At 40.7% G+C, this 11983-nt stretch carries 18 protein-coding genes; 13 read left to right on the forward strand and 5 right to left on the reverse strand.

All coding sequences use genetic code 11. The features are described from left to right. The first annotated feature begins 18 nt into the window (after window positions 1-18). From MHH79_RS09655 to MHH79_RS09675, 5 genes are all read left to right on the forward strand, one after another. Entirely contained in the window at window positions 19-672 is a 654-nt protein-coding gene (locus tag MHH79_RS09655) for a recombinase family protein (RefSeq protein WP_015383764.1), read from the forward strand. Between the two features lie 63 nt (window positions 673-735). After that, on the forward strand, window positions 736-969 hold the full coding sequence (locus tag MHH79_RS09660) for a DUF896 domain-containing protein (RefSeq protein WP_003231595.1): 234 nt from the start codon (window positions 736-738) through the stop codon (window positions 967-969). 168 nt (window positions 970-1137) lie between these two features. After that, entirely contained in the window at window positions 1138-3141 is a 2004-nt protein-coding gene (gene tkt / locus MHH79_RS09665; RefSeq protein WP_003231593.1) for a transketolase, read from the forward strand. A gap of 152 nt (window positions 3142-3293) precedes the next feature. Then, entirely contained in the window at window positions 3294-3740 is a 447-nt protein-coding gene (gene sirA, locus MHH79_RS09670; RefSeq protein WP_003231591.1) for a sporulation inhibitor of replication protein SirA, read from the forward strand. Between the two features lie 85 nt (window positions 3741-3825). Beyond that, complete coding sequence (locus MHH79_RS09675) at window positions 3826-4044, forward strand: YneF family protein (RefSeq protein WP_003221221.1); 219 nt, start codon at window positions 3826-3828, stop codon at window positions 4042-4044. A gap of 73 nt (window positions 4045-4117) precedes the next feature. Here the strand turns inward: MHH79_RS09675 and ynzD are convergent, their stop codons facing one another. Next, window positions 4118-4291, reverse strand: coding sequence for an aspartyl-phosphate phosphatase YnzD (gene ynzD / locus MHH79_RS09680; RefSeq protein ID WP_010886518.1), 174 nt, complete (start codon window positions 4289-4291; stop codon window positions 4118-4120). A gap of 219 nt (window positions 4292-4510) precedes the next feature. Between ynzD and ccdA the strand changes: the two genes are divergently transcribed. The 3 genes from ccdA (at window position 4511) to MHH79_RS09695 (ending at window position 6239) form a co-directional block, all read left to right on the forward strand. Beyond that, window positions 4511-5218, forward strand: coding sequence for a cytochrome c-type biogenesis protein CcdA (ccdA, locus tag MHH79_RS09685; RefSeq protein ID WP_063335412.1), 708 nt, complete (start codon window positions 4511-4513; stop codon window positions 5216-5218). A gap of 88 nt (window positions 5219-5306) precedes the next feature. Beyond that, window positions 5307-5669, forward strand: coding sequence for a response regulator (locus MHH79_RS09690; protein ID WP_003245707.1), 363 nt, complete (start codon window positions 5307-5309; stop codon window positions 5667-5669). 78 nt (window positions 5670-5747) lie between these two features. Further along, window positions 5748-6239, forward strand: a complete 492-nt coding sequence (locus MHH79_RS09695) for a CcdC family protein (RefSeq protein WP_340035115.1) — start codon at window positions 5748-5750, stop codon at window positions 6237-6239. A gap of 30 nt (window positions 6240-6269) precedes the next feature. Here the strand turns inward: MHH79_RS09695 and yneK are convergent, their stop codons facing one another. The 4 genes from yneK to sspO form a co-directional block, all read right to left on the reverse strand. Next, complete coding sequence (gene yneK / locus MHH79_RS09700; RefSeq protein ID WP_251217946.1) at window positions 6270-6698, reverse strand: DynA interaction protein YneK; 429 nt, start codon at window positions 6696-6698, stop codon at window positions 6270-6272. A gap of 232 nt (window positions 6699-6930) precedes the next feature. Then, complete coding sequence (gene cotM / locus MHH79_RS09705; RefSeq protein WP_015251997.1) at window positions 6931-7323, reverse strand: outer spore coat protein CotM; 393 nt, start codon at window positions 7321-7323, stop codon at window positions 6931-6933. An 80-nt stretch (window positions 7324-7403) separates the two neighbouring features. Further along, on the reverse strand, window positions 7404-7550 hold the full coding sequence (locus tag MHH79_RS09710) for a small acid-soluble spore protein P (RefSeq protein WP_003221237.1): 147 nt from the start codon (window positions 7548-7550) through the stop codon (window positions 7404-7406). Between the two features lie 31 nt (window positions 7551-7581). Next, window positions 7582-7728, reverse strand: coding sequence for an acid-soluble spore protein SspO (gene sspO, locus MHH79_RS09715; protein WP_003244839.1), 147 nt, complete (start codon window positions 7726-7728; stop codon window positions 7582-7584). A 227-nt stretch (window positions 7729-7955) separates the two neighbouring features. On the opposite strand from sspO, the gene acnA reads away from it, so the two are divergent. From acnA to tlp, 5 genes are all read left to right on the forward strand, one after another. After that, a complete protein-coding gene (gene acnA, locus MHH79_RS09720; protein WP_340035116.1) occupies window positions 7956-10685 on the forward strand; it encodes an aconitate hydratase AcnA in 2730 nt (909 codons plus the stop codon). A 71-nt stretch (window positions 10686-10756) separates the two neighbouring features. Beyond that, window positions 10757-11269: a redoxin domain-containing protein gene (locus tag MHH79_RS09725; RefSeq protein WP_003231571.1), complete on the forward strand. Its 513-nt coding sequence runs from the start codon at window positions 10757-10759 to the stop codon at window positions 11267-11269. Between the two features lie 79 nt (window positions 11270-11348). Further along, the gene (locus MHH79_RS09730; RefSeq protein WP_003244964.1) at window positions 11349-11474 is read left to right on the forward strand and encodes an FbpB family small basic protein; all 126 of its coding nucleotides are present in this window, start codon (window positions 11349-11351) and stop codon (window positions 11472-11474) included. Window positions 11475-11538: 64 nt separating this feature from the next. Then, window positions 11539-11685 carry an acid-soluble spore protein SspN gene (sspN, locus tag MHH79_RS09735; protein ID WP_003231569.1) on the forward strand — a complete coding sequence of 49 codons (147 nt, stop codon included), beginning with the start codon at window positions 11539-11541 and terminating at the stop codon, window positions 11683-11685. A gap of 36 nt (window positions 11686-11721) precedes the next feature. Beyond that, window positions 11722-11973 carry a small acid-soluble spore protein Tlp gene (tlp, locus tag MHH79_RS09740; protein ID WP_003231568.1) on the forward strand — a complete coding sequence of 84 codons (252 nt, stop codon included), beginning with the start codon at window positions 11722-11724 and terminating at the stop codon, window positions 11971-11973. The last annotated feature ends 10 nt before the right edge of the window (window positions 11974-11983 follow it).

The raw sequence follows: 11983 nt of genomic DNA on the forward strand, positions 1-11983 counted from the left end.
AGAGGAAAGAGAGATAAAATGAAAGCACTCATTTATGCCCGTGTAAGCACAAATAAAGAACAGCAGGAAACGTCATTAAAGCGGCAGGAGGAGGAGCTTACGGCCATTGCAGCGGAGAACGGCATGGAAGTGGTCAAAGTGATTTCAGAAAAAGCCAGCGGATATGAAATGGATCGGGATGGTGTATTTGAGCTGCTTGATGAGATTAAGAACGCTGGAATTGATGTCATTTTGGTTCAAGACGAGACAAGGCTCGGGCGGGGAAACGCAAAAATCGCACTGCTTCATTGTATTTACAGAGAAGGTGTGAAAGTCTATACAACGGCTCACAGAGGTGAACTGGAGTTATCGGAGGCTGACTCAATGGTCTTGGAAATCGTCAGCATTGTGGAAGAGTATCAGCGAAAGATTCACAACATGAAAATCAGACGGGGAATGAAGCGTGCAGTAAAAAACGGTTTTAAACCGCAAAAAAACTTAAAAAACCAACATGAGAACAGTGGAAAAGAAAAAATAGAGGTGCCAATCTCTGAGATCGTCCGCCTAAGAGCGAATAAACTGACGTTTGCTGAAATCGCGGCTACCCTAAGAGGGTTTGGCTATGATGTCTCTAAAGCAACCGTTCACCGGCGTTTTCAGGAATACATAGAGAATGAAGAGACAGCAGAGTGAATCAGTTGTAAAACTTTTTTTGATCTAGTACTATATAGACAAAATGCAATAAAGGAGTTTAACATGATTTCAAACGCGAAAATTGCCAGAATTAATGAGCTTGCCGCCAAAGCTAAAGCTGGCGTTATTACAGAAGAAGAAAAAGCCGAACAGCAAAAGCTCCGTCAAGAGTACTTGAAAGGTTTTCGTTCTTCTATGAAGAACACGTTAAAAAGTGTGAAAATCATTGACCCAGAAGGCAATGATGTAACACCGGAAAAGCTAAAAAGAGAACAAAGAAATAACAAACTTCACTAATATAAGAGGAATACGGCAATATCGTATTCCTCTTTTGCATATACTATAATCAAAACTCTTATGTGACAAAATTCAACAAGTTTCTCTCAAATTTAAGCTGAAACAGTTGAGAAAAAGTCGTCAGACATTTATGATGTAAGGGTACAACACATAAGGAAGGGGATTTTTATGGATACAATTGAAAAGAAATCAGTTGCTACCATTCGCACACTGTCAATAGACGCTATTGAAAAAGCAAATTCTGGTCACCCAGGGATGCCGATGGGAGCCGCTCCAATGGCATACACGCTGTGGACAAAATTTATGAACGTAAGTCCGGCAAACCCTGGCTGGTTTAACCGTGACCGTTTTGTTTTATCTGCTGGACACGGGTCAGCACTATTATACAGCATGCTTCATTTAAGCGGGTTTGATCTTAGTATTGAAGATCTTAAGGGATTCCGCCAGTGGGGCAGCAAAACACCTGGACACCCGGAATTCGGACATACTGCCGGTGTTGATGCTACAACAGGACCGCTTGGCCAAGGAATTGCCATGGCAGTCGGTATGGCAATTGCTGAACGCCATTTAGCGGAAACATACAACCGCGATTCATTTAACGTAGTCGATCATTATACATACAGTATTTGCGGTGATGGTGATTTAATGGAAGGTATTTCTTCTGAAGCCGCTTCACTCGCAGGCCATCTTCAGCTTGGCCGTCTGATCGTTCTATACGATTCTAATGATATCTCTCTTGATGGAGACCTCGACCGTTCATTCTCTGAAAACGTGAAACAGCGTTTTGAAGCAATGAATTGGGAAGTTCTTTATGTTGAGGATGGAAACAATATTGAAGAATTAACAGCGGCTATCGAAAAAGCACGCCAAAATGAAAAGAAACCTACATTAATTGAAGTGAAAACGACAATCGGATTCGGTTCACCTAACCGTGCCGGTACATCCGGTGTTCACGGTGCGCCGCTTGGTAAAGAGGAAAGCAAATTAACAAAAGAAGCTTACGCGTGGACGTATGAAGAAGACTTCTACGTTCCGTCAGAAGTTTATGAGCATTTCGCTGCAGCTGTTAAAGAATCAGGTGAGAAAAAAGAACAAGAATGGAATGCTCAATTCGCTAAATATAAAGAAGTTTATCCTGAACTTGCTGAACAGCTTGAACTGGCAATCAAAGGAGAGCTTCCGAAGGACTGGGATCAAGAGGTTCCTGTGTATGAAAAAGGAAGCAGCCTGGCATCCCGTGCATCTTCCGGTGAAGTTCTCAACGGACTTGCGAAAAAAATTCCTTTCTTTGTCGGAGGTTCTGCTGACCTAGCGGGATCGAACAAAACGACTATTAAAAATGCCGGTGATTTTACAGCGGTTGATTACTCAGGCAAAAACTTCTGGTTTGGTGTACGTGAATTTGCGATGGGTGCAGCCTTAAACGGTATGGCGCTTCATGGCGGTCTTCGTGTATTCGGCGGAACTTTCTTTGTCTTCTCTGATTACCTGCGTCCTGCGATTCGCCTTGCAGCGTTAATGGGCCTACCTGTGACATATGTCTTCACACATGACAGTATTGCGGTAGGTGAAGACGGTCCGACGCACGAGCCTGTTGAACAGCTTGCTTCACTCCGTGCGATGCCTAACCTTTCTTTGATCCGTCCAGCAGACGGCAATGAGACAGCAGCAGCATGGAAGCTTGCAGTGCAAAGCACTGACCACCCAACAGCGCTAGTGCTTACACGTCAAAACCTTCCTACCATCGATCAAACATCTGAAGAAGCATTGGCAGGAGTAGAAAAAGGTGCATATGTCGTTTCTAAATCTAAAAACGAAACACCTGACGCTCTTCTCATCGCTTCCGGATCAGAGGTAGGTCTTGCAATTGAAGCGCAGGCTGAATTGGCAAAAGAAAATATCGATGTTTCTGTTGTCAGCATGCCTTCAATGGACCGTTTTGAGAAACAATCTGATGAATACAAAAACGAAGTCCTTCCTGCAGATGTGAAAAAACGTCTTGCAATTGAAATGGGCTCATCATTTGGATGGGGCAAATACACGGGGCTTGAAGGTGACGTTCTCGGCATAGACCGATTCGGTGCATCTGCTCCAGGTGAAACCATCATTAACGAATACGGCTTCTCAGTTCCGAACGTAGTGAATCGAGTTAAGGCATTAATCAATAAGTAAGCTTTTGAAAGAGGATGGGTCAAATCATCCTCTTTTTCTTGTTTATCCGACAAAAATAGTATTGGCTGTTTAACAGTAATAGACAATTCTTTCTTTTCTTCTTTTGTATAATAGAGAGCAAATGAAATGCTGCTGGAAAAGGGGATGAAAAGATGGAACGTCACTACTATACGTACCTGATCAAAGAGGAATTTGCCAATCACTATTTCGGCCGGGAATCGGTTATGTTTGAGCTGTTTCAAGACTATCATTGGACAAGCCTTGAAAAGCAGCAGTATGAAATGACAGAGAAACAGATTCAATATATTACACAACCAATCCCGATTTTACATATGCATCAGCGGTTAAAAATGAATTTAAACAAGACGGATTACAGGCAGCTGGATTATATTTATAGAATAGCTTTGCCGAAAGCAAAAGGCCACGCGACGTTTATGATGAAGGAGCACATGATAGAAATTGTAGCTTCGGGAGATTACGAGGCAGAAACGATATTCTTTGAAGTGTTAAGAAAAGTAAGCCCTTGCTTTTTAGCAATGGATTTCAATTCGAAGCGTTACGGATGGCTAAATCCGGTGAAAGAAAGAAATTTTGTCTAAAACCGAAGAAAAAGAGATGTAAATGTTGTATAATAGCTTTTGGTTTAGTACACTTTAAACTAGACAACATGAAGGAGGAAATAAAATGACTTTATGGGTTGGCATCCTAGTGGGCGTTGTTGCATTGCTCATAGGTGTTGCACTCGGGTTTTTTATTGCTCGTAAATATATGATGAGCTACCTGAAAAAGAATCCGCCTATTAATGAACAAATGTTACGCATGATGATGATGCAAATGGGAATGAAACCTTCTCAAAAGAAAATCAATCAAATGATGAAAGCCATGAATAATCAAACGAAATAATACGTAAAGATTATGATATAGAGAAACATGGTTATAAAATAAAAAACCCTTATACGGGTTTTTTATTTTGCAATCATTCATCACCCGCTACTGCTCGAAGGCGCTGCTTTTGATATTGTATGAGAAGATGGTCAAGCTCCTGACTGAGCTCTATCGTAATATGAGATGTCATTCCGTTCGCCATGACAATTTGCAGCAGCTCTGCTCTTTTTTTTTCAATTTCTTTTAATAGATGCTCTCTAATCACAGGGATGTATCCTTTCATACATTAGATCTTCAAAGTGAATGTTTATATTATATCCATATTTATACTAATTTTCAAATGAGAAGGAGTATAATGTCTCAATGTCAAATTAAATTATATAAGTTTTTTCTGAAAATAGAAATCCTTCAAGTGAAAGTGTTAAAAAAATGAAATGATTTTGTCATAACTTGAAGGAATGTCAAATCATGAAGGGATGATGACATGGGAGACGTGAATTATTTTTTGACATTCGGAGCGGGATTTTTATCCTTTATTTCGCCTTGCTGCCTGCCGCTTTACCCAGCTTTTTTGTCATATATTACAGGGGTCAGCATGGACGATGTAAAAACAGAAAAGCTGCTGCTGCAGAAAAGAAGCCTGTTTCATACTTTGTGTTTTTTGCTTGGCTTTTCAGTCATTTTTATTGCTTTAGGCTATGGAACATCTTTTATTGGCAGCCTGTTTAGGGATTATCACGATGCGATTCGGCAAATTGGCGCGTTGCTTATTATTTTGTTCGGTTTCATTACACTAGGTGTGTTCCGGCCTGAGGCTATGATGAAAGAGCGGAGAATCCATTTTAAGCATAAACCAAGCGGGTTTTTAGGGTCGGTCTTAATCGGAATGGCATTTGCAGCGGGATGGACACCATGTACCGGTCCAATATTAGGTGCTGTTATCACACTTGCAGGCACCAATCCGGGCTCAGCGGTGCCATACATGATGTTATATGTACTCGGTTTTGCGGTACCGTTTCTTTTATTGTCTTTTTTTATCACAAAGCTGAAGTGGATAAGGAAGAACCAGCTTTTAATTATGAAAGCTGGCGGCGTTTTGATGATTGTGATTGGTGTGCTGTTATTCTTTAATTGGATGAGCCTGATCATTATTTTGCTGTCAGATCTTTTTGGAGGCTTTACTGGTTTTTGACGGTAAATTACTTTCGTACTACTACTAATCCTTTTGTTTTTGGTACAATAAGACTATTATCTGTGGAAATCGATTGTTGGAGGGGAATATGACAAGAGTTTTAGTTGTAGACGACGCCAAGTTCATGAGAGTGAAAATCAGAGAGATCTTGGAAGAGGCAAATTACATAATCGCAGGCGAAGCGGCGGACGGTGAACAAGCAGCGGACCTGTATAAAAAACTGCGCCCGGACCTTGTGACAATGGATATTACAATGCCGGTGAAAAACGGCATTAAAGCGCTTCGTGATATCTTAACCTTTGATCCTAAAGCGAAGGTCATCATGTGCACTGCCATGCGCCAGCAAAGAATTGTAACGGAAGCAATTGAACTGGGGGCAAAGGATTTTATTGTTAAGCCGTTTGAGGAAACAAAAGTGCTGGAAGCTGTAAGCCGCGTTATGGGACATTAAAGTCATTTCTTTTCAAAATGGTTTTTTTTATTGTTTTGGAGTATAGTATATAGTATCAACACTCCGAGAAACAAAGGAATGATAAGTATGATGATTATAGTTTCATCGATTATTGCTGTGTTAATGGCTGTAGTTGTGATGGTGGTCAGAATAAAGTCCTCTGACAAGCCCGTTTCACCAAAAAAAATCATTCTTCCGCCGATTTTTATGAGTACGGGAGCGTTAATGTTTTTATTTCCGGTATTTTGGGTAACTGGTGCAGAGTTTTTGGAAGCATTCACTTTAGGTGTGATTTTCTCTATTTTTCTAATCAAAACTTCTAAGTTCGAAATTAAAAATAATGAAATTTACATGAAACGCTCTAAAGCATTTGTTTTTATATTAGTCGGTCTTTTGGTGATCAGAATCGTGATGAAATCGATCTTGAGCACATCAATCGATTATGGTGCACTGAGCGGAATGTTTTGGATTCTGGCTTTCGGTATGATTGTGCCTTGGAGAATCGCCATGTATTTATCATATCGCAAACTTCATAACGAGCTGCAGTCAGCTAATATTCAAATGAATTAAAAAACCTTTCCTGACAAGAGGAAAGGTTTTTTATTTGAGAAGGGTCTGATAAGGTTCCAAATCGATTTTTTTGTCCCGCAGATGCCTTTTTAAGAAGGTATGGTCTCTTTTAGGAGTTGCGAGAATATAGCCTTTGATCATAAGTTGCTGATCAATCTTTGCTACCTTTTCTTTTAATGCAAGCTCACCGATTTTGCCTGCGATTTTGGCTTTTGCTACATCTCTGAATAGTTCTGGCACCGGCGCAGTCAATTCATCTAGAAACTGTTTGTTTTCATCGTTCCATAAATGTCTGCTGTTTTCAATATAGTAATCCTGCCAATCAAGCTCTGATCTGCCGTCCTCTTTTGGTAAACGTTTTAAAAACTTTCGAAACATGAAAAAACCGCCGATTGATAATAAGACTACCATCATGATCACCCAAAACAGAATAAACAACAAAAACCATCCTTCCAGCATCAATCATTCCCCCTTATTCTAACCATATTGTATACGAAGAGAGATTAGAAGAACACAGTAAAAAAGAATAGAAAAAAGTGATAGACGTCTAGTCAAAAGAGATAGTAGATCATATTCTATTGTATAGTGAATCTGCTATTTGGCCATGGGAGAGTCACTAGAGGGTATTTGACGATAAATGGACGGAAAAAAAGTCACTTTCATAATAGGGGATGAAAGTGACTTTTTATGTTTAGCTGAGAGGAAATTGAAGAGAAAAAGAAGAGCCATCTTCTGTTTCTTTATTGACGGCGACTGTGAGTATTTGATTTTCGCATTCGGCTTGAATGGTTTTGTCATTAAAATAAAAAGGAAGCATCATTTGTTTTTCAAAAGTCTGTCCTGACGATTTGACAGTTAAGATGAACTCGCATCCAGAAAGGGTAACTGTTACTTGTGTAGGCTGTAAAAAAGTCAGATCCGCTTCTATAATATACTGCTGACTTGTTTCATATAAATCAATAGGCAATGTTTCGTCGTACCAGGCGAAGGGGTCTTCAAAAAATTGCCGAAGCCATTCATCCATACTATCGAAATCATTCGCATCGTTGCGTTTTGAATGGTTCATGGAAGCATTCCTCCACATATCAACCTTGCTTAACATCATATGCGGTGGATTATTAATGGGTGAACGCATAAAAAAACAGACACTAAGGTCTGCTTTTCTTACATATCATGGCTTGAGTTGTGCTTTTGTCTTGTATGGTTTCGGTTCTTTACTTTTTTGCTTCCGCTTAGAGGCTCGGGTTGTCCGGGATTGTGTCCTTTAGGGGCGTTTTTATGCATATCTTTACTTGTATTCTTATTGGTCATAAATTGAGAACCTCCTTAAAAGAGTTCGGTGTTATTGATTGGTTTTTCTTTTTTTGTTATTTTGGCGTTCTGCTTCAGTCAGTACAAGCTGGTCGTTTTCAATATAGCCGGCGCCTTTGCCTTGGCTTTTTGCGTCATTCATTCCGTTAATGACGTGATTCGCTTTTCTTTTGACCATCATTATCACCTCAATCATAATATGGCTCCTTTTATTGTGTTATATGAGAGAGCGTAAACAGTAAAAATTACCGGTACATTTTTCTCATAAGTCGAACTTATTGTATTTAATAAAAACATTGATATTTACTTATGTATGATTTTGTTTTAATATGAAATTGTGAGAAAATTGTGATGGAATGTAATGTTCATCTGAGAATGATCTGATCTGAAGGGGGATTTTGGAGAATGGCAAACGAGCAAAAAACTGCAGCAAAAGACGTTTTCCAAGCGAGAAAAACGTTTACTACAAATGGGAAAACATATCATTACTACTCTTTAAAAGCGTTAGAAGATTCAGGTATAGGAAAGGTTTCGAAGCTTCCTTATTCCATCAAAGTTCTTTTAGAATCAGTATTGCGTCAAGTTGACGGCTTCGTTATCAAAAAAGAACACGTGGAAAATTTGGCAAAATGGGGAACTGCCGAATTAAAGGATATCGACGTTCCGTTCAAACCGTCTCGTGTTATTTTACAAGACTTCACAGGGGTTCCGGCAGTAGTAGATCTGGCTTCACTGCGTAAAGCAATGGCAGCTGTCGGCGGAGATCCTGATAAAATCAACCCTGAAATTCCTGTTGATCTCGTTATCGACCACTCTGTACAGGTAGATAAAGCGGGTACAGAAGATGCATTAGCAGTAAATATGGACTTGGAATTCAAAAGAAATGCAGAGCGCTACAAATTTTTAAGCTGGGCAAAGAAAGCGTTTAACAATTATCAGGCAGTGCCGCCTGCAACAGGTATTGTGCACCAGGTTAACCTTGAGTTCTTGGCAAGTGTTGTCCATGCCATTGAAGAAGACGGCGAGCTTGTAACGTATCCTGATACGCTTGTCGGAACAGACTCACACACAACAATGATTAACGGTATCGGTGTTCTCGGCTGGGGTGTCGGTGGAATTGAAGCTGAAGCGGGAATGCTTGGACAGCCTTCTTACTTCCCAGTTCCAGAGGTAATCGGCGCGAAACTTATTGGCAAGCTTCCAAACGGAACAACAGCTACTGACTTGGCGTTAAAAGTAACACAAGTGCTACGTGAAAAAGGCGTTGTCGGTAAATTTGTTGAATTCTTCGGACCGGGAATTGCTGAACTGCCGCTTGCAGATCGCGCAACAATTGCGAATATGGCTCCGGAATACGGTGCTACATGCGGATTCTTCCCAGTAGATGAAGAAGCGCTTAACTACCTGCGCCTGACTGGCCGTGATCCTGAACATATTGATGTTGTTGAAGCATACTGCAGAAGCAATGGCTTGTTCTACACTCCAGATGCGGAAGACCCTCAATTTACTGATGTGGTTGAAATTGACCTGTCTCAAATTGAAGCAAACTTATCGGGTCCAAAGCGTCCTCAGGATTTGATCCCGCTATCTGCTATGCAGGAAACGTTTAAAAAGCAATTAGTCAGCCCTGCAGGTAACCAAGGATTCGGTTTAAATGCTGAGGAAGAAAATAAAGAAATTAAGTTTAAACTCCTTAACGGCGAAGAAACAGTTATGAAAACGGGTGCGATCGCCATTGCTGCGATTACAAGCTGTACAAATACATCAAACCCATACGTTCTGATCGGCGCCGGACTGGTAGCGAAAAAAGCGGTTGAGTTAGGGCTTAAGGTGCCTAATTACGTGAAAACGTCACTTGCACCGGGTTCTAAAGTTGTTACAGGATATCTTGTGAATTCAGGCCTTCTTCCATACATGAAAGAGCTTGGCTTTAACCTAGTTGGGTACGGCTGTACAACATGTATCGGAAACTCAGGTCCGCTTTCACCGGAAATCGAAGAAGCGGTTGCGAAAAATGATCTTCTGATTACGTCTGTCCTTTCCGGAAACCGTAACTTTGAAGGACGTATTCACCCGCTTGTTAAAGGCAACTATCTTGCTTCACCGCCGCTTGTTGTGGCATATGCGCTGGCTGGAACGGTAAACATTAACTTGAAAACCGATCCAATCGGTGTGGGCAAGGATGGTCAAAACGTATACTTTAATGATATTTGGCCGTCAATGGACGAAATCAATGCACTTGTTAAGCAAACTGTTACGCCAGAGCTATTCCGCAAAGAGTATGAAACAGTATTTGATGACAACAAGCGCTGGAACGAAATTGAAACAACAGACGAAGCGTTATATAAATGGGATAGCGAGTCAACTTACATTCAAAACCCGCCATTCTTCGAAGAAATGTCTGTTGAGCCAGGCAAGGTTGAACCATTAAAAGGTTTGCGTGTTGTCGGTAAATTCGGCGATTCAGTCACAACTGACCATATTTCTCCTGCGGGGGCAATCGGAAAAGATACGCCTGCCGGAAAGTACTTGCAAGAAAAAGGTGTTTCTCCTCGTGACTTTAACTCCTACGGTTCCCGCCGCGGAAACCATGAAGTCATGATGAGAGGAACATTTGCAAACATTCGCATCAAAAACCAAATTGCACCGGGTACAGAAGGCGGATTTACGACGTACTGGCCGACTGGTGAAGTAACATCCATCTATGATGCGTGCATGAAATACAAAGAAGATAAAACTGGTCTTGTCGTATTAGCAGGAAAAGACTATGGTATGGGATCTTCACGTGACTGGGCTGCCAAAGGAACAAACCTTCTCGGCATCAGAACGGTCATTGCAGAGAGCTTCGAAAGAATTCACAGAAGCAACCTTGTATTCATGGGTGTGCTGCCGCTTCAGTTTAAACAAGGTGAAAATGCGGATACACTCGGCTTAACGGGTAAAGAAGTCATTGAAGTAGATGTTGATGAAACAGTTCGTCCTCGTGACCTTGTGACTGTAAGAGCAATCAATGAAGATGGCAATGTAACAACTTTTGAAGCAGTCGTCCGCTTTGATAGTGAAGTTGAAATTGATTACTACCGCCATGGCGGCATCCTTCAAATGGTGCTTCGTGAAAAAATGAAGCAGTCCTGATGAATCAATAGGAAGAGAAGGCATTTCGCTTTCTCTTCTTTTTATGACACAATGTGCTGCGGAGGTGGCATATGCTGAAAAAATGGCTCGCAGGGATCCTGCTTATCATGCTTGCCGGTTATACGGGATGGAATTTATATCAAACATACAGCAAAAAAGAAGTCGGAATTCAAGAGGGGAAACAAGCACCTGATTTTTCTTTGAAAACGCTGTCAGGAGAGAAAAGCTCTTTACAGGATGCAAAAGGCAAAAAAGTGCTGCTCAATTTTTGGGCAACTTGGTGTAAGCCGTGCCGTCAGGAAATGCCTGCAATGGAAAAGTTACAAAAAGAGTACGCCGACAAACTTGCGGTTGTTGCGGTAAATTTCACTTCAGCTGAGAAAAGTGAGAAACAGGTCCGAGCGTTTGCTGATACGTATGATTTAACGTTCCCCATTCTGATTGATAAAAAAGGGATCAATGCTGACTATAACGTGATGTCATATCCAACGACATATATCTTAGATGAAAAAGGTGTTATCCAAGACATACACGTTGGCACCATGACAAAAAAAGAAATGGAACAAAAACTGGATCTTGATTAGATTCAGTTTTTTTATGCTCAGATATGCTTACAAGTTTTCAGAATTGGAAAAAATAAAAGAATATGCGGAGGTGAGAAGCGTGAAGAAGATGAGAAAACGTTCTTTTCATGAGCTCGTCATGGAAAACAAAAAAGAGCTGATGACCAATACAGAGTATTTAAATCAGCTTGAGGAAAAGCTTGAACAGCGATTTAAGCAAAAATAACCTTTAATTTGTATTCATGTTTACCCCTCCTTTTGAGAAACCTATATGTTGAGGAGGGATAAACATGGGAAACAACAAGAAAAACGGTCAGCCTCAATATGCTCCAAGCCACTTGGGTACAAAGCCTGTAAAATATAAAGCCAATAAAGGGGAAAAAATGCATGATACTTCAGGACAGCGGCCGATTATCATGCAGACAAAAGGCGAGTAGCGAAAATTCGAGTTTATTTCTAGGAGGTACATCCGAATGACAAAGAACCAAAATCAATATCAGCAGCCTAATCCTGATGATCGTTCTGACAATGTGGAAAAATTGCAGGATATGGTTCAAAATACAATTGAAAATATAGAAGAAGCAGAAGCATCAATGGAGTTTGCTTCAGGAGAAGATAAACAGCGTATCAAAGAAAAAAATGCAAGGCGCGAACAGAGCATTGAAGCGTTTCGTAATGAAATACAGGACGAATCTGCAGCGAGACAAAACGGATACCGTTCTTAAAAAACCAGGG

It is taken from the genome of Bacillus sp. FSL K6-0993 (assembly GCF_037977205.1).
Classification (GTDB): Bacteria; Bacillota; Bacilli; order Bacillales; family Bacillaceae; genus Bacillus; species Bacillus subtilis.

Excerpts from the sequence above, each read along its gene's own strand:
- MHH79_RS09655 (WP_015383764.1), top strand. The coding sequence starts at position 19 with ATGAAAGCACTCATTTATGCCCGTGTAAGCACAAATAAAGAACAGCAG.
- MHH79_RS09660 (WP_003231595.1), top strand. The coding sequence starts at position 736 with ATGATTTCAAACGCGAAAATTGCCAGAATTAATGAGCTTGCCGCCAAA.
- tkt (WP_003231593.1), top strand. The coding sequence starts at position 1,138 with ATGGATACAATTGAAAAGAAATCAGTTGCTACCATTCGCACACTGTCA.
- sirA (WP_003231591.1), top strand. The coding sequence starts at position 3,294 with ATGGAACGTCACTACTATACGTACCTGATCAAAGAGGAATTTGCCAAT.
- MHH79_RS09675 (WP_003221221.1), top strand. The coding sequence starts at position 3,826 with ATGACTTTATGGGTTGGCATCCTAGTGGGCGTTGTTGCATTGCTCATA.
- ccdA (WP_063335412.1), top strand. The coding sequence starts at position 4,511 with ATGGGAGACGTGAATTATTTTTTGACATTCGGAGCGGGATTTTTATCC.
- MHH79_RS09690 (WP_003245707.1), top strand. The coding sequence starts at position 5,307 with ATGACAAGAGTTTTAGTTGTAGACGACGCCAAGTTCATGAGAGTGAAA.
- MHH79_RS09695 (WP_340035115.1), top strand. The coding sequence starts at position 5,748 with ATGATAAGTATGATGATTATAGTTTCATCGATTATTGCTGTGTTAATG.
- yneK (WP_251217946.1), bottom strand. The coding sequence starts at position 6,698 with ATGCTGGAAGGATGGTTTTTGTTGTTTATTCTGTTTTGGGTGATCATG.
- cotM (WP_015251997.1), bottom strand. The coding sequence starts at position 7,323 with ATGTGGAGGAATGCTTCCATGAACCATTCAAAACGCAACGATGCGAAT.
- MHH79_RS09710 (WP_003221237.1), bottom strand. The coding sequence starts at position 7,550 with ATGACCAATAAGAATACAAGTAAAGATATGCATAAAAACGCCCCTAAA.
- sspO (WP_003244839.1), bottom strand. The coding sequence starts at position 7,728 with ATGGTCAAAAGAAAAGCGAATCACGTCATTAACGGAATGAATGACGCA.
- acnA (WP_340035116.1), top strand. The coding sequence starts at position 7,956 with ATGGCAAACGAGCAAAAAACTGCAGCAAAAGACGTTTTCCAAGCGAGA.
- MHH79_RS09725 (WP_003231571.1), top strand. The coding sequence starts at position 10,757 with ATGCTGAAAAAATGGCTCGCAGGGATCCTGCTTATCATGCTTGCCGGT.
- sspN (WP_003231569.1), top strand. The coding sequence starts at position 11,539 with ATGGGAAACAACAAGAAAAACGGTCAGCCTCAATATGCTCCAAGCCAC.
- tlp (WP_003231568.1), top strand. The coding sequence starts at position 11,722 with ATGACAAAGAACCAAAATCAATATCAGCAGCCTAATCCTGATGATCGT.